This is a genomic window from Bartonella sp. AC62GZZY (genome assembly GCF_042196525.1).
Taxonomy (GTDB): Bacteria; Pseudomonadota; Alphaproteobacteria; order Rhizobiales; family Rhizobiaceae; genus Bartonella.
Genome location: NZ_JBHIQN010000003.1, coordinates 252,167 through 275,856, shown reverse-complemented (window position 1 = coordinate 275,856; position 23,690 = coordinate 252,167). Strand labels below are relative to the sequence as shown.

Sequence of the window (23,690 nt, the reverse complement as noted above, 5' to 3'; positions counted from 1 at the left end):
TTCCTATTTCATCATGAGTAGGTATCCTATTTACAATATTTGATTGTTCAAAGGAAAGCACACTCATTTTTTCAAAATTATGGTCAACGTAAAACAGTGAGAAAATTTGTGTATCATGCTCTTACGTGAAATCATCAAATCGTAAAAAAGAATAGTCAAAGGATTTAGTTTTTTCGCGCAATAGCTCGCCATCCGATATCGCGACGAACAAAACCCTCTGGCCAATCAATATAATCAACGGCTTCATAAGCACGTTTTTGTGCTTGCGTAATCGTTTTTCCTGTTGCTGTTATATTGAGAACACGTCCACCATTTGCAATGAGTTGTCCATTTCGTAATGCTGTACCAGCTTGAAAAACTTTCACATCGGGAAGAGTATCTATTTTATCAACGTTACGAATAACAGTCCCTTTTTGGGGAGAGTCTGGATAACCATTAGCAGCCATAACAACGGTGAGAGCAGTCTTTTCAGACCACTGAAGAGGTTTATTTTCAAGATTTCCTTGAGCTGCGGCAAGAAAAATTGGTAGAATATCATCTTTAAGGCGCATCATTAAAACTTGACATTCAGGATCACCGAATCGTACGTTAAATTCAATTAATTCGGGTCCTTTTTGCGTTATCATCAAGCCGACGAAGAGAATACCTCTAAAGGGGGCGCCCATTTCGTTCATGCTTTTTAAAGCTGGTTCAACAATTTCTTTAAGGGTACGATTCACTATTTCTTGGGTCATGATGGGTGCTGGTGAATAAGCACCCATACCACCGGTGTTTGCTCCAGTATCTCCATCTCCTACACGCTTATGATCTTGAGCAGATCCAAAGGGAAGAGCAACTTTACCATCACAAAGGCAGAAGAAGCTTGCTTCTTCACCTTCCAGAAAAGATTCTACAACAATTTTGTTTCCTGCATCCCCAAATGCACTTTTGAAGCAGGCATCAACAGCGTTAAATGCTTCTTCTATAGTTGTTGCAACCACGACACCTTTGCCGGCAGCTAAGCCATCAGCTTTAATAACAATGGGAACACCTTGTTGATGAATGTAGGCTTTGGCTCTAGCGGCATCATTAAAGCATTGGTAACTTGCTGTAGGAATGTTATTCTTATGACATAAATCTTTTGTAAAAGCTTTTGAACCTTCTAGTTGAGCAGCTTTTTGAGTAGGACCAAATACACAGATGTTAGCGCTATTAAGAGAATCTGTTATACCTGCAACCAATGGTGCTTCTGGTCCTACAATCACAAGATCAATAGAATGTGCTTTACAAAAATCAATAATAAGGGGGTGATCATCAATGTCTAAATTAATATTTTCACCAAATTCTGTTGTTGCAGGATTTCCAGGAGCACAATATAACTTTGTTAGCAGTGGTGATGCTGCTATTTTCCATGCTAAAGCATGTTCTCGTCCACCTGAGCCAATAAGAAGAATATTCATTGCTTGCTCCTCTCATAGAAGATGATTAATTTCATCTCCTTCTCATAAGAATGAAATGTCTCTATCGCAAGACTAAAGGTAAATCATTTGATGAAAAAAAATAAAAATATCGCACCTGTTCAGTCCTATAATAGCCAAGGACGGGTTATGGATGCATCTTCCAAACAATGGGTCTATAGTTTACTTCCCTGTTCTTTATGGTTTTATGCGCAATTGGCGCGTTGGGATCGGCCTATCGGATGGCAATTGTTGATGTGGCCTTGTTTTTGGTCAACAACAATGGCTTTTCTCTCTTATGAAATGCATTATGATACTCTTTCATCAATGTTGCTTCATTGGGTTTGGTATCTTTTTCTTTTTTTTCTAGGATCCATCGCTATGCGAGGGGCAGGATGTACTTGGAATGATCTTATTGACCATAAAATCGATTCTCAGGTAGAAAGAACACGTTCTCGCCCATTGCCGACAGGTCATGTGAGTCGGTTTCAAGCAAAAGTTTTTATACTTGTGCAATGTTTGGTTGGTTTAGGCGTTTTATCACAATTTAATAGGTTTAGTTTTTTTCTCGGTATTTCGTCATTGATAGCTGTTGCATTTTATCCTTTTATGAAACGCGTAACATATTGGCCGCAGTTTTTTTTAGGCGTTGCATTTAATTGGGGGGCATTAATGGGGTGGGCTGTTGTCTTTGGAAGTTTAAGCTGGTCACCGATTTTGCTTTATGTGGGATCAATCTTGTGGACCATAGGATATGATACAATCTACGCCCATCAAGATAAAGAAGATGACGCTACGGTTGGTGTGCGTTCTACAGCACTTCTCTTCGGTAAAGAAACCAAGCGTGCTTTAGTATTTTTGTATGGTGGTTTTGTACTGTTCGTGAGTTTAGCATTTTATTTAGCTGAAGTCCCTGTTCTTAGTTTTTTTGGGGTTTTTGTGGCAAGTATCCATATGTTTATTCAAATTAAAGTTATTGATATAGATGACAGTGCGCAATGCCTCAGGCTTTTCAAATCTAATTCGCTTATTGGTCTTGTGATTTTTGCTGGTTTAGTATGTGGTGGTATATGGATGATGTTTTATCCTGCAGCCTAACAATGAATTAGATAAAATCATATATTCTGATGATGAGGAGAGGAATGAAAATACAAAGATACTTTCATTAATTTTAAAGTGTATTATTTTTTCATGTTCAAAGCTTTTTGTATTTTATGATTAGTTTTATTCCAGATCTTTCTGGTTTGAAATAACGATTTTTTCAAATTTTATTGAAATAAAAATAGACTTTAGGAGGAATGAACAACTTTTTTAATTGAAAGTGCACTTTCTCTTATCAGAAATTACAAAAATAAAATCATAATTTTTGTTGAATATCGTGTTTTCTCTTAAAAAAGCTTGTTGCGCATCTATTGTCTTCAAGCAATGCAGTAGGAGATATTATCAACCAACTTTTATAGTGAAAATAAAACTTTTCTATTGAAAGGAAACTAATCATTTTGTTTTAGAAATTTGCAAATAGAAAATAGTCATTGAACCCTTAGGAAGACAAAGTCTTCATAACGATAAAGCTTGAAGGATTAAGGATAAAGTTTTTGTTTTTTCCAATTGCTGTGTTCAACACAATCACGCGTAAAAAGCAGACGATCATGTAAACGAAATGGGCGATCACACCAGAATTCTATAGAAAGGGGTTTAACACGAAAACCAGACCAATAAGGTGGTCGTGGAATATTGCCTACTGCATAACGTGCAGTATATTGAGCAATTGCTTTTTCGAGCACAAAACGATTGTCTAATGGTTGAGATTGTTTAGATGCCCATGCCCCAATTCGACTCCCACGTGGTCGCGATTGGAAATAGGCATCCGCTTCCTGTTGACTTACTTTTTCAACAATGCCTCTAATTCTGACCTGACGACGGAGCGATTTCCAATGAAAACCTAAGGATGCCTTCATTGATTTTAAAATTTCTTGTCCTTTACAGCTTTCATAATTGGTATAGAAGACGAATCCTTGGGGACTGTAGTCTTTGAGGAGAACCATACGAACATTAGGAAGTCCTGTTTCGTCTACTGTTGCGAGTGCCATAGCATTCGGATCATTTATTTCGCTTATTGTTGCCTCTTCAAGCCATTTTGCAAAAAGTTCAAAAGGTTTTTGCATTTGCATAAAATGATCATCTGTTGGGATTTTATCGCTCATAGTGTCTCCAAATGTCAGCGAGCATGGGTAAGGCATTTTCTTATTTACTTTGTCATCTCGAAGTAAAGTAGCATTTTTTCCTATTTTCAAAAAGTCAATGCTATCGTGTATTTTTATAGTGGTTCCATTATTTTTGTCTTTAGCATAGACGATAATGAGCTATATTAAATAAATATCTCATTTTATCTGGTATTTTAGTTTATTGATAGACATATAAAGAAAGAAGAAATTATTCTCTAGAATAGATTGATAAAGTTATGAGGGATATTGAAAACATATCCGTTGATATTTTGAAAACCAAAAAATTGAAAAGAGGGCAATATGCGTGATCCCTACACGATTCTGGGTGTGGCACGTACCGCAAAATCGCAAGAGATTAAATCAGCATTTAGAAAATTAGCAAAGAAGTATCATCCAGATCACAATAAAGATGATGCAAAGGCTAAAGAAAAGTTTGCTGAAATTAATCAAGCTTATGAAATTATAGGTGATAAAGATAAAAAAGCACAATTTGACCGCGGTGAAATTGATATGGAAGGAAAACCACTTTATCAAGCCTATGGTGCTGGTGAGAATTTTAACAATAAACAAAATCCTTTTTCAGGAAGAGCGAGAGGATTTGATTTTTCCTCTTCAGGTGGTGCAGGTTTTGATGCGAGTGATATTTTTCGCGATCTGTTTGGGGGAGGCGGTAGCTTTTCGAATTCCAAACACTATAATCGCCCTCAACAAGGAGCACATATTCGTGCTAATCTTGCCATAACATTAGAGCAGATGGTTGGCGCAGAAAAGGTGGAAGCCGTTTTTCCTAATGGAAAAAAGTTAAAAATTAAACTTCCAGATTATATTGAAGACGGGCAAACTATTCGTTTAAAAGGTCAGGGAGAAGAGGTTCCTCATGGGCAAGCAGGAGATGCATTAATAACCATTCAGATTCAAAAACATCCTCGTTTTCGGGTTGAAGGAAGGGCACTTCATCTTGATTTACCAGTTTCTCTTAAACATGCTGTTTTGGGAGCAAAAGAAGAAGTTGAGACATTGGAGGGACGTGTGGTTTTAACGATTCCTGCTTGGTCAAGTTCTGATCGCGTTTTACGGTTGAAAGGAAAAGGACTTCGTTTAAAAAGTGGTACAAGAGATGATCTTTATGTGCATGTTCGTATTATGTTGCCGGAAGGTAAAAATGTTGCGCTAGAACAGTTTTTGCAAATGCAAAAAGATTAAATTTTAATTTTTTTTATATATAAAGCATAGTTTTTGCTTGATTTTAAACCAATTACTTGAAGAAAAAGTTGACCTGTGTCATAGGCAAATGAATAATATTAATTTTAAGTAACAATGGGGCAGTGCTAATGGCTAAGGGTAATGGTTTATTGTACGGTAAGCGTGGCTTAATTTTAGGGTTGGCCAATAATCGCTCCATCGCTTGGGGAATTGCTAAAGCGGCGAGTAGCGCAGGGGCAGAGCTTGCTTTTACCTATCAGGGTGAAGCCATGAAAAAGCGTGTTGAGCCTTTGGCTGAAGAATTAAAGGGATTTGTTTGTGGACATTGTGATGTTTCTGACAGTGCTTCTATTGATTCAGTCTTTAGAGCCATAGAGAAGAAATGGGGCAAACTCGATTTTTTAGTTCATGCTATTGGTTTTTCTAATAAAGATGAATTAAGTGGTCGTTATGTTGATATCAGCGAATCAAATTTTATGATGACCATGAATATTTCCGTTTATTCCCTAACAGCTCTAACAAAGCGTGCAGAAAAGTTGATGCCGGATGGCGGTTCAATCTTGACACTGACCTATTATGGTGCAGAAAAGGTTGTTCCCAATTATAATGTCATGGGGGTTGCTAAAGCAGCTCTTGAAGCGAGCGTGAAGTATTTAGCGGTAGATTTAGGTCCCAAAAATATTCGTGTTAATGCGATATCTGCTGGACCGATTAAAACGTTAGCAGCTTCAGGTATTGGTGATTTCCGTTATATTTTAAAATGGAATGAATATAATGCTCCATTACGCCGTACAGTAACAATTGAAGAGGTTGGTGATTCTGCTCTTTATTTTCTTTCAGATTTGTCTCGTTCTGTTACTGGTGAAGTTCATCATGTCGATTCGGGTTATAATATCATAGGTATGAAAGCAGTTGATGCACCAGACATTTCTGTCGTTAAAGAATAAAGTTTGGTTTATAGGGTTTTATTGAACAGCGGTAATTTGACCAAATTAAAAGCGGCTGAGAGTATTTTGGAACAAAGAGCTGTCTTGTGTATAACTCAACATATGTTGTCGTTGGCGTATATTTGACAGAGAAACGGATCTTTTTTCATGTCGCATAATACATTTGGTCATTTGTTTCGTGTAACCACATGGGGTGAAAGTCATGGTGCTGCTCTTGGTTGTGTCATTGATGGTTGTCCGCCTGGAATTATTTTTACTCTTGCAGAAGTTCAAGCTTATCTTGACAAACGGAGACCAGGACAATCCGTATATACAACGCAGCGACGCGAATTGGATCAAGTAGAAATTCTTTCAGGAGCTATCGCTCAGGACAATGGGACGGCATTGGTTACAACAGGTACACCAATTTCTCTGTTGATTAGAAATACAGATCAGCGTTCGAAGGATTATAGCTCGATTGCCCATCAATATCGTCCAGGACATGCGGATTATACTTATGATATTAAATATGGCATTCGTGATTTTCGAGGAGGAGGGCGTTCTTCGGCAAGGGAGACAGCAGCACGTGTTGCAGCGGGTGCATTTGCACGTAAAATTGTTCCTGGTTTGGTGGTTCGAGGAGCAGTGATAGCAATTGGTCCTCATAATATTAATCGTGATCGTTGGGATTGGTCAGAGGTTGATAATAATCCTTTTTTTACACCTGACGCAGAGATGGTTCACATTTTTAGTGATTATATCAGTAAATTCCGTAAAGAGGGGACATCTGTTGGTGCTGTTGTTGAGATCATTGCAGAAAATGTTCCGGCAGGTTTAGGAGCACCTATTTACGCAAAACTAGATCAAGATATTGCATCCTTCCTTATGTCGATTAATGCAGTAAAAGGAGTTGAAATTGGGGATGGTTTTGCGGCAGCCCGCATGAAGGGAGAAGAAAATGCCGATGAAATGCGGATGGGAAATGATGGAAAACCACTTTTTTTATCCAATCATGCTGGTGGTATTTTAGGGGGAATATCGAGTGGACAGCCAATTGTTGCACGTTTTGCTGTCAAGCCTACTTCGTCAATTTTAACGCCTCGTCGCTCTATTGATGTTGATGGTCATGATGTAGATGTTATAACGAAGGGACGTCATGATCCATGTGTTGGGATTCGCGCTGTTCCCATTGGTGAAGCGATGGTTGCTTGTGCTATTGCGGACCATTATCTAAGACATCGCGGTCAAGTTGGGTGAGTGAGAAGGTGAATAATGGTGTATGATGAAGAAAAAATTGTTTCTGCACTTAAAGCTTTTGAACGCGGTGAAATTGTTGTGGTGACAGATGATGATGACCGTGAAAACGAAGGTGATTTAACTGTTGCTGCTGTCCATTGTACAGAAGAAAAGATGGCATTCATCATTCGCCACACAACAGGGATTGTTTGTGCACCTATGCCAAAAGAAGAAGCACAACGGTTTCATCTTGCTCCTATGGTGCCAGATAATAATTCAGCACATCAGACCCAGTTTACTGTTACTGTGGATTTTAAACATGGGATAACGACGGGTATCTCCGCACACGACCGCACATTGGCGGTTCGCAATCTTGCTAATCCAAATGCTGGTGCTCACGATTTTATTCGTCCAGGACATATTTTCCCTTTGATTGCGCATAAAGGGGGTGTTCTTATGCGTTCAGGTCACACGGAAGCGGCTGTTGATTTATGTAAATTAGCTGGTTTACCGCCAGTTGGTGTTATTGGTGAGTTGGTCAATGATGATGGCAGTGTGAAACATGGAGATGAAGTTACAAAATTTGCACAGGAACATCGATTGCATATGATAACGGTTGCGGATTTAATCGCTTATCGTCAGCGCAAAGAAATGTTGATCAGGCATGTTGGAGAAATGGCTATTGAAACACCAGTAGGACCTGCTATTGTTCAGAGTTATCAACTCCCTTGGGAAACAGTTCAGCATGTTGCAATCGTTTTTGGTGATCTTGGTGATGGTGAAGATATTCCTGTACGTTTGCATCGTGAAAACATTATGAATGATGTTTTTGGTCAAGCGTCAGATGTTACCGCTATCATGCAGCGTATGATGGAAAAAGAAAAACGGGGTGTTTTTGTTTATTTACGTGAAGGATCAGTTGGTATTGATGAAAAATCAGCTATGAGCATTCAGGAAATGGCAAAAGACGGTTCAGAAAACCATATACAGGCAATTGAACGTGAAGAAGAATGGCGACAAATTGGTTTAGGATCACAAATTTTGAAACATTTAGGAATCAGTTCTGTTATTGTTTACACTTCTAAAGAACGTCATTATTTAGATTTAGAAGGTTTTGGAATTCGTATATCCAGAATAGATATTTTGTGAGGTTCATATGAAAAAAGAAATACAAGAGGGGGATATTACGACCTTAAGTTTTGAGCAAGCGCTGAAGCAACTTGAAGTTATTGTTGAAAATTTGGAACGTGGCGATGTGCCTTTGGAACAATCCATAGATATTTATGAACGTGGTGAAGCGCTTAAAAAACATTGTGAAAAACTCTTGAAAGTTGCTGAAGCTAAAGTTGAAAAAATTCAACTTTCAGAAGGAGGTTCTCCAGAAGGAGTAGAACCACTTGATGCTCAATAGTATTAAACTATTTTTGGATATTTATTGCGGGATTAAGCAGTGCAATAACCTTATTTATAGAAAGCAAGTTTTATTGGTTTCTTTTTTATAAAATAAGTTAAAAATGAGAAAAATCATAAATCATCTCAAATAGAGATTTTTCAGTAAAAAAGATGCAAAACTGTCAATGAAAGAGTAGAGAAGATGTATTTTTATCGTTGCGTTCTCTTAAGTTAAGGTGATAGGAGGGAGTTTTTTTGTCTCATATCTTAACACCATTGCTTGACCGTATTTGTTTCCCGCAAGATTTGCGGGCTTTGCCTGAGTCTGATTTAGTACAGTTGGCTAATGAGTTGCGGGCAGAAACAATTGATGCGGTTTCTGTAACAGGTGGTCATCTTGGGGCAGGACTTGGTGTTGTTGAGCTCACTGTTGCATTACATTATGTTTTTAATACACCAGAGGATAGGATTATTTGGGATGTTGGTCATCAAACCTATCCACATAAGATTTTAACGGGGCGTAGAGAAAAAATACGTACATTACGTCAAGAGGGAGGATTATCAGGTTTCACAAAACGTTCAGAAAGTGTGTATGATCCATTTGGAGCGGGCCATTCGTCTACTTCTATTTCGGCGGGTCTTGGCATGGCGGTAGCGAGTGCTTTGAAGGCAGAGACAAGACGCAATATTATCGCTGTTATTGGTGATGGTGCAATGTCTGCGGGCATGGCTTATGAAGCAATGAATAACGCTGGTGCTTTGGATGCGCGCTTGATTGTTGTTCTTAATGATAACGATATGTCTATTGCACCGCCTACAGGTGCTATGAGTGCACATCTTGCACGACTAGTTTCTCGTCCTGCTTATCGTCATTTGCGTGAACGCGTAAAGATGTTGAGCGAAAAATTGCCAAAGTTTTTTTTGGATAAGGCACGTCGTTCAGAGGAATTTGCGCGTAGTTTTTTGGTTGGGGGAACGTTATTTGATGAGCTTGGCTTTTATTACGTGGGACCCATAGATGGGCACAATTTAGGGCATTTATTACCCGTTTTAAAAAATATTCGTGAATGTCCTAATGGTCCAGTTTTGGTGCATGTCGTCACCCATAAGGGAAAGGGATATCCACCTGCAGAAGCATCTTCTGATAAATATCATGGTGTTAATCGTTTTGATGTTACGACAGGAAAACAGGTTAAAGCATCAAGTAATATTCTACCCTATACCAAGGTATTTTCTGAAGCCTTATCAGAAGAAGCGCGCCATGATGATAAGATTGTGGGCATAACAGCAGCGATGCCAACAGGGACAGGCCTTGATGCTTTTGCAGAAAAATTTCCTGAAAAAATGTTTGATGTTGGTATTGCTGAGCAACATGCCGTAACTTTTGCGGCAGGACTTGCTTGTGAAGGGTATAAGCCTTTTGTTGCAATTTATTCTACTTTTTTACAGCGTGCTTATGATCAAATTATTCATGATGTATCAATTCAAAAATTACCGGTACGTTTTGCTATTGACCGAGCAGGTTTTGTGGGGGCAGATGGTGCAACACATGCTGGAAGTTTTGATATTGTTTTTTTGTCCACTCTTCCTGAGTTTGTTGTTATGGCACCTTCAGATGAGCTTGAATTGATGCATATGGTACGTACAGCTGCAGCCTATGATCAGGGTCCCATTTCTTTTCGTTATCCACGTGGTGAAGGTCTTGGTATAGATTTACCGCAACGTGGTGAGTTATTAGAAATTGGAAAAGGGCGCGTTCTGCGTGAAGGAAATAGGATTGCTTTGGTTTGTTTTGGAACGCGGATGTCAGAAGTGTTGCAAGCTGCTGATGCGTTGGAGGTTGAAGGATTATCTACAACAGTTGCAGATGCACGGTTTGCAAAACCTTTAGATAAGGATTTGATGCGTCGTTTGGCACGTGAGCATGAAGTTTTGGTGACAATTGAAGAAGGTGCAATCGGTGGGTTTGGAGCACACATATTACAATTTTTAGCGCAAGAAGGGCTCTTAGAGCATGGTTTGAAAGTTCGTACACTAAAACTTCCTGATGAATATTTGAGTCATGGTTCACCAGAAAAAGTTCTTTCACGTGTCGGACTTGATGCTATGGGTATTTTAAATACGGTTTTTACTGCTCTGGGACGCGAGATTCGAACGGGATAGAAAATTCAAGTATGAGATGGCTTCCAGAAAAAGGCTCGATATTCTTTTAGTTGAAAGAAACTTTTTTACGACACGTTCACGTGCACGTGATGCAATTATACGCAAAACTGTTAAAGTTAATGGCAAAATAGTTTTTAAAGCTGGGCAAATTGTTTTTGATGATGCAGAGATTTTTGTTTGTGATCCAGCGCAAAATTATGTGTCCCGTGCGGCATTGAAATTGATTTCTGCACTTGATGCATTTCCGATTGTAACCGATAAAGTGACAGCCATTGATGTTGGGGCATCAACAGGTGGTTTTACACAAGTTCTCTTAGAGCGTGGAGCGGCCCATGTCATTGCTGTTGATGTTGGGCATCATCAATTTGATGCACGTTTATTGGGCAACAGGGCTATAACGTTATTAGAAGGCTTAAATGTTAGAGATTTTCAACAGGAACATTTAGGCGGTAGGGAAATTGATCTTATCGTTTCCGACGTCAGCTTTATTTCTCTTAAACTTGCATTGCCTCCCGTTTTATCTTTAGCCAAGAAGGGTGCTCAAGCTGTTTTATTGGTAAAGCCTCAGTTTGAGGTTGGTCGTAAGAACCTTGGAAAGGGAGGAATATTAAATCCATCAAGTGCTAAAAAAACCGCTGAGGCACTTTTTATCTGGTTAGATACTCAAACAGGGTGGCGTGCAAAAGGTTTACTTCCTTCACCCATTACAGGTGGTGATGGCAATGTGGAATATTTACTATTCGGAGAAAAACAAGAGTGAACGATAATGTGATAATCGACTATATTGGAGCAAATGGTTATGGTACTTCCAAGACGTCCCACGGTTTTATTTATGTTCCTTTTACTTTACCGGGAGAGTGTGCTGAAATTACTGTTCATGGAAAATATGCAACATGTATAGCATTAAAAGAAAAATCACCAGAACGTGTTGATGCTCTTTGTCAGCATTTTGGAGAATGTGGAGGGTGTGCTCTTCAGCATTGGCATACTGATGCTTATTGCGTATGGAAACGACAATTAGTTGTTGATGCACTTAAAAAGTATGGACTTAATAATGTTGTTGCGCCTTTAATAGAATGTAAACCCTATAGCCGACGTCGGATGACGTTAACAGCATCCATGACCCCACAGGGGCAAAAAGTTGGTTTTAATCGTTATCTCTCTCATGAGATTATAGCTCTTGAAGAATGTCCAGTGACGCGTTTAGAGATTATGTCTAAACTAGATGATATTAGGTCACTTTGTGCTCTTGTAAGCAATCATGCCAAACGGTTTCATATAACGATAACATCTGTTGAAAACGGTTTAGATATCGCTTTAAGCGGTTGTGTTATACGCGATGAGCGTGTTCGTCAGAAAATGATCAGTGCTGCTCTTTCATATGGGATTATACGTTTATCTGTTGACGGAGAAGTTTTGGTTGAGCAAGAAAAACCATTGGTTTATTTTGGAGATGTCCGTGTTGAATTTCCTTCTGGTGGTTTTCTTCAAGCAACTTGTGAAGTTGAACATATAATGGGCAATATTATTTTGACTCATTTAAAAAAAGCAAAGAATGCTCTTGATTTGTTTTCAGGGGTAGGAACATTTGCCTTGCGTATGGCAAAAAAGATGAATGTTCATGCAGTAGAAAATAATGAAGATGCATTAAGAAATCTAAATACAGCAGCACGTTTTGCAACTGGTTTAAAAACAGTCACTTGTGAAAAACGTGATCTTTTTCGCCATCCACTTTCTGTAAAGGAACTTGAGTGTTTTGAAAGCGTTGTTTTTGACCCTCCTCGCGCTGGAGCAGAGGAACAAGTACATGAACTGGCAAAGGCAACAATATCACGTGTTGTGGCAATTTCGTGTAATCCCGTTACATTTGCTCGTGATTTATCTTTTCTTGTTGCAGGGGGATATACAGTAGAAAAAATCATACCAATTGATCAATTTTTATGGTCGCCACATGTCGAAGTTGTTGCTGTTTTGAGCAAAAATAAAAAGAAGAAAAGTTGGAAGCTTTAGCCTGAAAGTTTTTTTGACATAGTTCATTTGAGTATTATTATAAAATCTCTCTAAAATTTATCTACAATAATAATCTTTTTCTCGTTGAGTTAACGAGCACTGAATGTAGAAAGTGTTTTTTATTTTAAACTTTTTTATTATGAAACATAAAAGATAGTTGCTCCACTACTCCATACAAAAGACGAATGTATCATAAAGAATGTGTATTTAAGCAAACACCATCGTAATATTGGCCACTTCCTAATGTTGCTATAGCTCTTGGCACTTGAGATGGTTCATTATAGGTATTTTTAGTTCTTTCTTGTACAGTTTTACTCCATGCATTTCCCCCCGCTTGTAACGTACAAACGAATAATCTTAATTGATTCAACAGACACAAATTTAAAATGAGAGAATCTTACGGTGTTCAAGGTTCTAATTTAAATATGAATAACGTTCAATTATCTTTATAAATCAATGTTTGTAGCAAAAATTCATCCTTCACAAGACCATCTTGATAAACGAGAAGGGGCAGTATTGAATATTGGGAAGGAATGAGCAAGCTTACTTCAACGCAGTTCCACCGATTGTCATATTATTAATCCGTAGATGAGGTTGTCCAACACCAACAGGAACGTTTTGTCCTGCTTTTCCGCACATACCAATACCATTATCCAGTTTACTATCATTTCCAATCATTGTGATACGTTTCATAGCATCCGGTCCATTTCCAATAAGAGTTGCACCTTTAATTGGTGCACCAATTTTACCATTTTCTACTCGGTATGCTTCAGTACACTCAAAGACGAATTTTCCAGAAGTAATATCAACTTGTCCTCCACCAAATGAAACAGCATAGATACCACTTTTAAGTGAAGAAAGGATTTCTTCAGGTGTTTTATCTCCTCCTAGCATGATTGTATTGGTCATTCGTGGCATTGGTGCATAAGCATAAGATTCACGCCGTCCATTTCCAGTTGATTTACCTCCCATAAGCCGTGCATTAAGCCTGTCTTGCATAAAACCAACGAGTTTTCCATCTTCAATGAGAACGTTATATCCTGAAGGCGTCCCCTCATCATCGACAGTGAGAGAGCCACGGCGTTGTGGAATTGTTCCATCATCAACAACTGTAACACCTTTTGCCGCAACTTGTTGTCCTAAAAGTCCAGCAAAAGCAGATGTTTTTTTGCGATTAAAGTCACCTTCCAAACCATGACCTACGGCTTCATGGAGCATAACGCCAGGCCATCCATTGGCTAAGACAACATCAAAAGATCCTGCAGGTGCTGCTTCTGCTTCTAAATTTGTTAAAGCCATACGTAAGGCTTCATCCGCGGCTTCTTTCCAATTGTCTTCACGAATAAATTGGTTAAATGCTTGTCGCCCCCCACATCCATAGAAACCATTTTCACGTCGATTGCCTTCAGTGGCGACCACAGATATAGAAAGTCGTACGAGTGGACGAATATCACGAACCAAATATCCATCTGCACGTAAAATTTCAACATGTTGTAGCGAGCCGGAAAGAGAAACAGTCACTTGATGTAATTTATCATTTTTCGCACGTAAATAGGCATCAATTTTTTGCAAAAGAGCACTTTTTTCTTCAAATGACGGAGCATCAAGGGGATTATGCGGTTGATAAAGTCTCTTGTTTGTTTGTTGAGGTGCTACACTATAAGGTCCAGCATGATTATTATAGGTAACAGCTTTAGCTGCTTCACAAGCACGCTTGAGTGCAGCAGCTGATAATTCATTAGAATGTGCATATCCGGTAGCTTCTCCAGCAACGACACGCAGACCAAACCCCATATCTTGATGGAAAGAGCCGTTTTTAAGCTGTCCATTATCAAATAAAAGAGCTTCGCTTTCTGTATACTCAAGGTAAAGTTCGCCATCATCCGCATGATGAAGCGTTTCCTGTACAAGAGACTGCACTTTAGAGGAAGCAATATCAAAATGATCAATCAGCGATTTCATAAGAATTATCCTATTTTTACGGGGGATGAGAAGATTTTTATTGATCTAAATTAAGGGGCTCTCAAAATATACGATGAGATTTTAATTGTCCAATGTGTGTCGATTTTATTCATGTTGGTAAGGTTGCATAGGCGTCGCTAAGACCCTGAAGGTCAACCAGACCTCCAATTCCTTGCTCTGGAGTTGTGAAGATAAAATAGGTTGCCATTTTTCCTTTTAAAAAGAGTTGTAATATGTCTTCTTTCAGAAAAGCTTCAGCAACACAATTATCACCAAGACAACGACGATATTCCATTCTTCCCATATCTTTATCGTCAATTTTAATGCCAACACCAGGACGTAACTCAACGCGAATCGGAACAAAAACACGCATCAAAGCGCCTTGCTTTTGAGGAAGTTTATAAAATGTAACGCGCAAGGTAATATCTTGACGCCCTTGTGTATGGACGTTTTGTACAACTTCACACTGCATATTAGGGGTACCTGGTGGTAGAGCACAAACCTTTGTCCATGCACCATAGGTTTGTGGAGCAGGGACATCTTGTGCATAGGGTGTTTGTGCAAATGCATGACTGATAAAACTACTATAAAGTGTGTAAAGAACAGCACCAATAAAAAAAGTTTTTTTGAGTAATTTATAAAGTATCACAGAAAATCCTATCCGACTCAACACCCAAAACCATGCATAGATTTACATAAAAAAATGAATTCCCCATAAAAAACCATAACACAAAATCAGTATTTACCCAAATATATTAATTCATATGATATATTTTTATGATACATTTGTAATGTGGAGAGAACGTTGATTGAAAAAATGTATTTTTATTGCCAATATTTCCATTTACTTTTAGGGGATACGTGCGAAAGAGATATTTCATATTTTCTCAAAAATACGATTGGTCTTAATTGGTCATTTCCATACGCTAGATAATATTTGTCAGATAATATTGGGTTTGTGAATGACAGAAATGGAAAAGAGCTTTGAGTGGAATGTCAGTTTCAGAAGAGTTATCGGTTGTGAATGGTAAATCAACGCCACCAAAATCCGGTATTGGTGATTACATCACATTATTAAAGCCACGTGTTATGTCTCTTGTGGTCTTTACGGCTCTGGTTGGTTTGCTTGTATCGCCTGTTCCTATCAATCCGTGGTATGGTTTTTTAGCAATTTTATGTATTGCTGCTGGTGGCGGTGGTGCGGGAGCACTGAACATGTGGTATGATGCTGACATTGATGCTGTGATGGAACGGACTAAAAAGCGTCCTATTCCCATGGGTAAAATCAGCTCTCAAAGGGCATTTATTTTTGGCATGGTTCTTTCTATGCTCTCGGTATTGGTTATGGGAAGCTTCATTAATTGGTTTGCGGCATTTTTTCTTGCATTTACGATTTTCTTTTATGTCGTTATCTATACAATTTGGTTAAAGCGTATCACACCACAAAATATTGTTATTGGTGGTGCTTCTGGGGCTTTTCCACCAATGATTGGATGGGCCGTGACAACAGGGACAGTGAGTATTGATAGCTTTTTATTATTTTTAATCATTTTTATGTGGACCCCCCCTCACTTTTGGGCTCTTTCTTTATTTTCATCTCTTGATTACGAGGCTGCAGGTATCCCTATGATGCCTAATGTACGAGGTGAACATTCAACAAAAAAACAGATTTTATTTTATGCTATTTTGATGGCATTGTGTGCTGCTGCTCCTTGCTTTACTGGTCTTGGCGGAATTTTTTATGGTATTTTTTCAACAATTTTAAGCATTATCTTTATTTATTTTGCCTATCGTTTGTGGAAAGCTGATACACATAATGAAACTATTTTGATGGCAAAAAAACTATTTTTCTTTTCATTACTTTATTTGGCAGCTATCTTTGGGGTTCTTTTGATTGAATCTCTTGTTTGGTATTTTATCGCTCTTTAGGAGCGTGAAAATATAAAAAACAAATTTTAAAAGAGCTTTCCTACAAGAAGATACTATAAAGTATGTTTTTATGTAAAAGATGGTATTGCACGTTTTTTTGCATTGATTATTCGTGCATAAGGATAAGTTGTTTGATTATGATACTAAAGCTATAGAGATTAAGGATGATTTATGTCTGGACTTCCTCCTTTAACGATACGTCTTTGTGGTCCACGTGGATTTTGTGCAGGGGTTGATCGTGCTATCCAGATTGTTCTTCTTGCATTAAAAAAGTATGGTGTTCCAGTGTATGTTCGTCATGAAATTGTACATAACCGCTATGTGGTTGAGGGATTGCAGCAACGGGGAGCTGTTTTTGTTGAAGAACTTGATGAGATTCCAGAAGAATATCGCACTCAACCGGTTGTTTTTTCTGCCCATGGTGTACCAAAATCTGTATCAAAAGAAGCAAAACGCTATAATTTGTTTTATCTTGATGCAACATGTCCGTTGGTCTCGAAAGTTCACAAACAAGCGATACGGCATCAACGTCACGGTCGTCATGTTATATTGATTGGTCATGCTGGTCATCCTGAGGTGATAGGAACGATGGGACAGCTTGAAGAAGGGGCTGTGACGCTCATTGAAACGATAGAAGATGCTTTGCATTATCAACCAAGGGATCCAGATAAATTAGGATTTGTGACACAAACAACGCTTTCTGTTGAAGATACTGCAGGAATTATCGATATATTACAACAACGTTTTCCTACATTAGCAGCCCCAGCGGCTGAGTCAATTTGCTATGCGACAACGAATCGACAAGATGCGGTTAAAGCCGCGGCAAAAGGGAGTGATTTGTTTTTGATTGTTGGAGCACCAAATTCTTCTAATTCGCGACGTTTAGTCGAGGTTGCTGAAAAGTCTGGTGCGCGACAAGCTATTTTAGTTCAGCGCGCTGATGAAATTAATTTTGAAAACCTAAAAGCTCTTTCTGTTGTCAGTCTTTCAGCAGGGGCTTCCGCTCCTGAAATTATTATTGATGAAATTATTTCAGCATTTCGTGAGCGTTATGATGTCACAATAGAATTGGCTGAAACAGTGGTAGAAACGGAAAAGTTTTTAGTGAGTCGCGAATTACGTGATGTCATTTTAACCTCTCAAGATATGGCTTTTGTTAATGGTCAAGAAAATAGTACAAAAAATGAACATCAAGATACAGACATGTCTAAAATGAAAGCAGAATAATGGCCGTTTATACAGATATTCATCCAAATGATTTAAAAGCGTTTTTAACAGGTTACGCAATAGGGTCACTTTTGTCTTATCAAGGTATAGAGGAGGGGATTGAAAATTCTAATTTTATGTTAGAGACAACACAAGGACGATTTATTCTAACACTTTATGAAAAGCGTATTTCAAAAGATGATTTACCTTTTTTTTGTAGCTTAATGCAGCATTTAGGACAGCGTGGAATTCCTTGTCCTCAACCTGTTATTCAAAATGATGGCATGATGATCAGTGAACTAGCAGGTCGTCCTGCTGCTATTATTACTTTTCTGGAAGGAGAGTGGATCCGCCAGCCCAATATAGATCATTGTGGTGAAGTGGGGACGGGATTAGCACAATTGCATTTAGCAGGACAGGATTTTACACTCAGTCGTAGAAATACTCTTTCTGTTATGGATTGGCAGCTATTGTGGCAACGTTGTCAAACAAAAGAAGATGCATTATTAAAAGAATTTGGACAAAAAATTGAGTGGGAATTGGTTTTTTTACAAGAAAACTGGCCATTAAATTTACCAACAGGCATTATTCATGCGGATTTATTTAATGATAACGTCTTTTTTGTGAATCATCGTCTTTCTGGGATGATAGATTTCTATTTTGCTTGTAATGACTTTTTTGCTTATGATTTAGCGATCTGTTTAAATGCTTGGTGCTTTGAGCCTGATCATTCCTATAATCTTACCAAAGCACGTAAGTTATTGGAAAATTATCAAAAAATAAGACCATTGATCCCTTTAGAATTGGACAAGATGGTTTTATTAGCTCGTGGTGCATCTCTACGTTTCTTACTCACACGCCTTTATGATTGGTTTAATACACCGCCTCATAGCTTTGTTATTAAGAAAGATCCATGGGAATATTGGCACAAGCTTTGTTTTTTCAGTAATGTAAATTCGCTAAGTGAATTAGGTTTTTAAATTTTATGGCAACTCAACAAAAAGTCGTTGAAATTTATACAGATGGTGCTTGCTCAGGGAATCCTGGAATTGGAGGGTGGGGGGCAATTTTACGCTGGAATGGTCATGAACGCGAGCTTTATGGCGGTAAGGTCCATACGACAAACAATCAAATGGAACTCATGGCGGCAATTTGTGCATTAAAGGCGCTTAAAGAGCCCTGTTTGGTCAACCTTTATACAGACTCAGTTTATGTGCGTAATGGGATATCTAAGTGGATTGAGGATTGGAAAAAGAATAATTGGCGCACCGCATCAAAAAATCCTGTTAAAAATATGGAGCTATGGCAAGCTCTTGAGGATGTTTGTTCTTGTCATACAGTCAGGTGGCACTGGGTAAAAGGGCATGCGGGACATCCAGAAAATGAACGCGCTGATGCACTTGCTCGCAAAGCAATTACGCAATATCGCAACAATGGACATTTTCCAGCATAATTGCTGTTTGAGAGCCTTTCTCTTTTATCACGGAGTTGTAAGAGAGGGGGGCTGCGTATGGAATATGAATGTTCCACTTAAGGCGTGATCTTTAAAAGAAACAGTGTAAAAAATTTTTTGGTTTATTTTTTCTGGTACGAAATAGATCGGAGCACTAAAGAGCGTATATTCCGCGTTATCACTGACTTTTTTTGCTGCTCCAATTTGCATTTCTCCTCCATCTAAAAAGAGAGAGGAAGGAGTGGTTTTGTCGTTATTTTTTATTTTTAGAAGAAGAGTATTGTTATTTTTTTCGGCGCTTATTTTGAGTGCATTCTGCATCATGCGAGGCAAAGAGTCTTGGGCATTTTTTAAGAAGGAAAGGGGAAGATGCTTGTTTTTAAGAACAGATGGCGAAAAATCAAAGTTAATAGTCAATGGAAGACAGATTTTATTACATAGTCCGAGAGTGAAAGCCCCACTTAAATTTTTGCTTGAACTAGAAAGATTGAAGGGCAATGTCACTTTATCTTTATAGCCTAATGACCAATCATTTTCTGTTTCAAAAAGCTGTGGCGTCGGATAAAAGATTTCATAAGAAACTTGTTGATTGAAATTAAAAAATGGTGCCATGCCAGAATTACCTGGATTACGCCAGTAAGTTTTCCATCCTGGTTTAAGCACAATTTCAATAATACCTTCTCTTATTCCAGAAAGAGAAGGTTCAGTGATTGCTAATCGGATACGACCACCCTCTGATTCATACCAAGATGTTGCGAAAAGCTGGAGTTTTTGTTCTGTTTGAGCATTTACAGGAATGTTAAGTAATTTTAAAACTAAGAATGTTAAGCATAAAGTAACTAAAAGCTTTTTATAAAAGAAAGTTGCGATATTTTGTAAATTTGTAAATATGTAACTTTTTTTCATTGGAGTTTTATTTTCCTAGTGTACTAAATGAACAAACTTTTATCATGTAAATTATGGAGAATAGCAGATTAATGAAGCAGTGTAATGGCTTTTTGGGTGGTCAATTACTCATAGCAATGCCTGGAATGAATGACAAACGCTTTATTCGTTCTGTTATTTATATTTGCGCGCATTCTGATGCTGGTGCGATGGGCATCATTCTCAATCAATTACATCATATTGATTTTCCAGAGCTTTTGCTTCACTTAGGAATCATAGACAGTGGCCAAAAAAAAAGTCTTTCTGAACCGATAAAAAATTTTCCAGTTCGCTATGGTGGTCCTGTTGATCCTTCGCGTGGTTTTGTCCTTCATTCAGATGATTATGCTTGTGAAGAAACTGTTTTTATTGCAGATAAGATCTGTTTTACTGCGACAATTGATATATTAAAAGCGATCAGTTGCGAACAAGGTCCGCAACATGCACTGGTCGCATTAGGCTATGCTGGATGGAAAGCGGGGCAACTTGAGGCAGAAATTTCTACAAATGGGTGGCTAATCAGTTCTACATCACCTAGTTTTCTTTTTGAAAGCGATTTAAGCTGCAAGTATGATAAAAGTTTAACACGCATGGGTATCGATCCAACTTATCTTGCTTCTGAAATGGGACACGCGTAGAGTTTTTTCTAAGCTTTTTAACTTTACACGTTATTTTATCCCTTATGTTTTTATTTTATAAGGGAAATGGCTCTGAACGAGCGTAATTAATTCTTCTATGGCAATCGGTTTCGTCACAAGTGTACTTTGAACATATTTACAACCTTCTTGACGGAGGAAGATTGCTTCTTTTTCATTTTCAACACCTTCTGCGATAATTTGCAAATTAAGATCTGTTGCCATATTAATGATAGACTTTAGAACAATTTTCTTCTTAAGAGAGTCGATTGAGATAAGTGAACGATCAAGTTTAACCATATCAAATGGATAACGTACGAGATAGGTCAGAGACGAATAACCTGTTCCAAAATTATCGAGTGCGAGATTCATTCCAAGTGTTTTAATTTGTTCAAGAAAGTGCGCTGATTGTTCAGGATTATTTCTTAAGACAAATTCAGATATTTCAATCATTAAGCGTCCTTTGTGGAGCGGATGCCGAAGCAAAGCGGCACGCAATTGACTGATAAAACGAGGATGAATCATTTCTGCGCTTGGTAAATTAATTGAAATAAAGAAAGATTGTTGGGAAAACTTTTCTTGTACATTTATAAGATCGATAATGGCATTATCAATGATAAATTGTGACAAATCCATAACAATTTGTTCATTTTCTACGATTTTTATGAAATCAGAGACATTTAAATTTCCATAAGTGGGATGATGCCATTCTACAATTGTTTCAAAACCAATAATATGTCCGTCTGATAAATTAAGAATAGGATGGTAGAGGATTTTCATCTCATTACGTTTTATTGCATAATGAACATCTTTCTCCAGAGTATTATGTTCGAGACCCAGAGTGCGAAAATTAGGACGAAAAGGTTCAATATGATTTCCCCCCATTTGTTTTGCGCGAATCATTGCTAATTCACTATCATTAAAAATATCTTTAGCAGTTGATCGACTTTCACTCCATGTAACCAATCCGATAGAGGTTGAAAGGATTATTTTATTTTCTGAAAGTGAAATAGGTGCTGAAATTGTTTTGTGCAAATGATCTGCAAATGCTGCAATTTTTTGTGGTTCTGTTTCACTGAGTAAAATAATTGCAAAGCGGTCTGCAGAAAGGCGCGATAAGGTATCTTGAAAATTAATGAGACGATTTAAACGACGTGCAATTATAAGAAGTACAGTATCCCCAACAGCGATACCTAATTTGCGATTAATTTGGCGAAAATTATCAAAATCAATCATAAAGACGGTTGGTCTAATTTTGATATTTGCTTTCGCTAAAGAGGTATAATTTTGTAGTCTATCAAAGAAAATTTGTTGGTTAGGAAGTCCGGTTAAGCTGTCGTGGATTGCATCATGCAATAAGCGTTCTTCGGATTTTTTATGGTTAGTAATATTGACAATGGTTCCAATGACACGTGTGATTTTTCCATCTTTTTGCATAGCCGGACGTGCACGAAGAGAAAACCAATGATAATAACCACCACCGGAAGAAAGCCTAAAAATTTGATCAATGCGCCCTTTTTTATTTTTAAGAATGATATCCAATACGGCTTGAAAGCGTTCACGATCATCATGGTGCAAGGCTGAAATCCAGTTGCGCATAGGTCCATTGAGGTTATGAATTTCAGTACCAAAAAGGGTTGCCATGTTTGGATGTACAACAATACGGTCACGCTCAATATTCCAATCCCAAATAATATTTCCAGCTCCCTTTGCTGCGAGTACTTGTTGTTCAAGGTCGGAAAATATTCCTTCATGGAAAGCGTCATTAGAAAAAGTTTGTTGCAGGACAGTAAAGCTAATGAGAAGAACAATGAGCACTAATCCCCCCGCTAATGCTGGCTGAATAATATCATTGTTTAAATGTCCAGCTATGCAGGCATAGGCTCCAACACACCAAAAGCTAATGAGCAACCATGTTGGAATAAGCATAATGGCGCGGTCATAGCTTCTGATTGAGAAATAGATGATTAATATTATACCAAGCACAGCGGTAAGGCCAAAAGACAAACGCGCAATTCCAGCGGCTCTGATGGGATCATAAATAGCAAAGGCTCCTAGACTGCAAAAGGCAATGGTCCAAGCGATAGCCCCGTAACTAAAATGATAATGCCAGCGGTTAAGGCTGAGATAGGTAAAAAGAAAAATGAAGAGTGTAGCAGTAAGTGCTACTTCTGTACCAGCACGCCAGATTGGTTGGGTTGTGAGTGTAACAGCAAAGAATTTATTTAAAAAATTGAAGTCAATACCAATATAAAAAAGCACTGCCCAAGCAACAGCAGCTGTTGCAGGAAACAGCCCTGTTCCACGGACGACGAAGAGAACCGTTAACAAAAGCGCTAAGAGACCTGATATACCAAGAAGAATACCATGATAAAGTGTATAAGAATTAATTGCATCTTTATAAGCTTCAGGTTGCCATAAATAGATTTGCGGTAGATTTGCAGAGTTAAGTTCGGCCACAAATGTAATAACAGCACCAGGATTAAGGGTAATACGAAAGATATCAGAGTTTGCACTCGGTTGACGATCGAGAGAAAAACCTTCACTTGGCGTTATGGATTGAATCCTTGTTGACCCAAGGTCTGGCCAAAAAAATCCAGAACGTGCCATGCGGTAATGGGGGGCAACGATGAGACGATCAACTTGTTCATCTGTTGGATTTGCAAGAGAAAAAACGGCCCAATTTCCGGAAAATTTTTCATTTTTTGCCTGCACTTCAATACGCCATACAATACCATCTGGTCCTGGTGCTGTACTTGTTTGAAAAATAGAATTGTTTGTATGGTGAATTTCAATTGCTTTTGAGAGATCAAGAGCAGCATCCTGAGAAGAAATTTTAACTGGTTCAATTGCTTGTGCTGATGTAAGATGGACAAAAGAACTAACGACTACAATGAAAATGATGTCAATTATTTTACGCAAACTCTTCACAATGTCCCACTCTCAATATTTTAGGATGTTTAATTTTCATTTCGATTTTTGAGAAAAAA

Annotated in this window: 20 protein-coding genes; 14 read left to right on the top strand and 6 right to left on the bottom strand. The window is 38.1% G+C overall.

The window, feature by feature from the left end; translation table 11 throughout:
• Positions 1-164: 164 nt before the first annotated feature.
• Entirely contained in the window at positions 165-1,439 is a 1,275-nt protein-coding gene (purD, locus tag ACFIML_RS03970; RefSeq protein ID WP_375606420.1) for a phosphoribosylamine--glycine ligase, read from the bottom strand.
• 90 nt (positions 1,440-1,529) lie between these two features.
• Between purD and ubiA the strand changes: the two genes are divergently transcribed.
• Positions 1,530-2,534: a 4-hydroxybenzoate octaprenyltransferase gene (ubiA, locus tag ACFIML_RS03965; protein ID WP_375606419.1), complete on the top strand. Its 1,005-nt coding sequence runs from the start codon at positions 1,530-1,532 to the stop codon at positions 2,532-2,534.
• Between the two features lie 482 nt (positions 2,535-3,016).
• On the opposite strand, the gene pdxH is transcribed toward ubiA, so the two are convergent.
• Complete coding sequence (gene pdxH, locus ACFIML_RS03960) at positions 3,017-3,640, bottom strand: pyridoxamine 5'-phosphate oxidase (protein WP_375609083.1); 624 nt, start codon at positions 3,638-3,640, stop codon at positions 3,017-3,019.
• Between the two features lie 321 nt (positions 3,641-3,961).
• Between pdxH and ACFIML_RS03955 the strand changes: the two genes are divergently transcribed.
• From ACFIML_RS03955 to ACFIML_RS03920, 8 genes are all read left to right on the top strand, one after another.
• Positions 3,962-4,864 (top strand): DnaJ C-terminal domain-containing protein, encoded by a 903-nt coding sequence (locus tag ACFIML_RS03955; RefSeq protein ID WP_375614995.1) that lies wholly within the window; start codon positions 3,962-3,964, stop codon positions 4,862-4,864.
• A 128-nt stretch (positions 4,865-4,992) separates the two neighbouring features.
• A complete protein-coding gene (gene fabI / locus ACFIML_RS03950; protein WP_375606416.1) occupies positions 4,993-5,811 on the top strand; it encodes an enoyl-ACP reductase FabI in 819 nt (272 codons plus the stop codon).
• A gap of 147 nt (positions 5,812-5,958) precedes the next feature.
• Complete coding sequence (gene aroC, locus ACFIML_RS03945) at positions 5,959-7,047, top strand: chorismate synthase (RefSeq protein WP_375687421.1); 1,089 nt, start codon at positions 5,959-5,961, stop codon at positions 7,045-7,047.
• Between the two features lie 15 nt (positions 7,048-7,062).
• Entirely contained in the window at positions 7,063-8,175 is a 1,113-nt protein-coding gene (gene ribB / locus ACFIML_RS03940; RefSeq protein WP_375687419.1) for a 3,4-dihydroxy-2-butanone-4-phosphate synthase, read from the top strand.
• A gap of 7 nt (positions 8,176-8,182) precedes the next feature.
• A complete protein-coding gene (locus tag ACFIML_RS03935; RefSeq protein ID WP_375606413.1) occupies positions 8,183-8,437 on the top strand; it encodes an exodeoxyribonuclease VII small subunit in 255 nt (84 codons plus the stop codon).
• Between the two features lie 236 nt (positions 8,438-8,673).
• Positions 8,674-10,581 carry a 1-deoxy-D-xylulose-5-phosphate synthase gene (gene dxs, locus ACFIML_RS03930; protein ID WP_375606412.1) on the top strand — a complete coding sequence of 636 codons (1,908 nt, stop codon included), beginning with the start codon at positions 8,674-8,676 and terminating at the stop codon, positions 10,579-10,581.
• A gap of 16 nt (positions 10,582-10,597) precedes the next feature.
• A complete protein-coding gene (locus ACFIML_RS03925) occupies positions 10,598-11,341 on the top strand; it encodes a TlyA family RNA methyltransferase (protein WP_375609086.1) in 744 nt (247 codons plus the stop codon).
• Entirely contained in the window at positions 11,338-12,591 is a 1,254-nt protein-coding gene (locus ACFIML_RS03920; protein ID WP_375609087.1) for a class I SAM-dependent RNA methyltransferase, read from the top strand. Before ACFIML_RS03925 ends, ACFIML_RS03920 begins: the two co-directional genes overlap by 4 nt.
• 543 nt (positions 12,592-13,134) lie before the next feature.
• Here ACFIML_RS03920 and tldD read toward each other — a convergent pair.
• Positions 13,135-14,553: a metalloprotease TldD gene (gene tldD / locus ACFIML_RS03915; RefSeq protein WP_375687416.1), complete on the bottom strand. Its 1,419-nt coding sequence runs from the start codon at positions 14,551-14,553 to the stop codon at positions 13,135-13,137.
• A 109-nt stretch (positions 14,554-14,662) separates the two neighbouring features.
• Complete coding sequence (locus ACFIML_RS03910; protein WP_375687414.1) at positions 14,663-15,202, bottom strand: invasion associated locus B family protein; 540 nt, start codon at positions 15,200-15,202, stop codon at positions 14,663-14,665.
• Positions 15,203-15,546: 344 nt separating this feature from the next.
• Between ACFIML_RS03910 and cyoE the strand changes: the two genes are divergently transcribed.
• The 4 genes from cyoE to rnhA all read left to right on the top strand — a co-directional run bounded on the left by cyoE (position 15,547) and on the right by rnhA (position 19,141).
• Positions 15,547-16,482, top strand: a complete 936-nt coding sequence (gene cyoE / locus ACFIML_RS03905; protein WP_375687412.1) for a heme o synthase — start codon at positions 15,547-15,549, stop codon at positions 16,480-16,482.
• A 171-nt stretch (positions 16,483-16,653) separates the two neighbouring features.
• Positions 16,654-17,709 (top strand): 4-hydroxy-3-methylbut-2-enyl diphosphate reductase, encoded by a 1,056-nt coding sequence (gene ispH, locus ACFIML_RS03900; protein WP_375609088.1) that lies wholly within the window; start codon positions 16,654-16,656, stop codon positions 17,707-17,709.
• Positions 17,709-18,668 (top strand): homoserine kinase, encoded by a 960-nt coding sequence (locus ACFIML_RS03895; protein WP_375606405.1) that lies wholly within the window; start codon positions 17,709-17,711, stop codon positions 18,666-18,668. Before ispH ends, ACFIML_RS03895 begins: the two co-directional genes overlap by 1 nt.
• 5 nt (positions 18,669-18,673) lie before the next feature.
• Positions 18,674-19,141 (top strand): ribonuclease HI, encoded by a 468-nt coding sequence (gene rnhA / locus ACFIML_RS03890; RefSeq protein WP_375687410.1) that lies wholly within the window; start codon positions 18,674-18,676, stop codon positions 19,139-19,141.
• A gap of 27 nt (positions 19,142-19,168) precedes the next feature.
• Here rnhA and ACFIML_RS03885 read toward each other — a convergent pair whose 3' ends face one another.
• A complete protein-coding gene (locus tag ACFIML_RS03885; protein WP_375687408.1) occupies positions 19,169-20,047 on the bottom strand; it encodes a protein-disulfide reductase DsbD domain-containing protein in 879 nt (292 codons plus the stop codon).
• A gap of 71 nt (positions 20,048-20,118) precedes the next feature.
• Between ACFIML_RS03885 and ACFIML_RS03880 the strand changes: the two genes are divergently transcribed.
• Positions 20,119-20,703 carry a YqgE/AlgH family protein gene (locus tag ACFIML_RS03880; RefSeq protein WP_375606402.1) on the top strand — a complete coding sequence of 195 codons (585 nt, stop codon included), beginning with the start codon at positions 20,119-20,121 and terminating at the stop codon, positions 20,701-20,703.
• Positions 20,704-20,745: 42 nt separating this feature from the next.
• Here the strand turns inward: ACFIML_RS03880 and ACFIML_RS03875 are convergent, their stop codons facing one another.
• Positions 20,746-23,631: an EAL domain-containing protein gene (locus ACFIML_RS03875; protein ID WP_375687406.1), complete on the bottom strand. Its 2,886-nt coding sequence runs from the start codon at positions 23,629-23,631 to the stop codon at positions 20,746-20,748.
• Positions 23,632-23,690 lie beyond the last annotated feature (59 nt).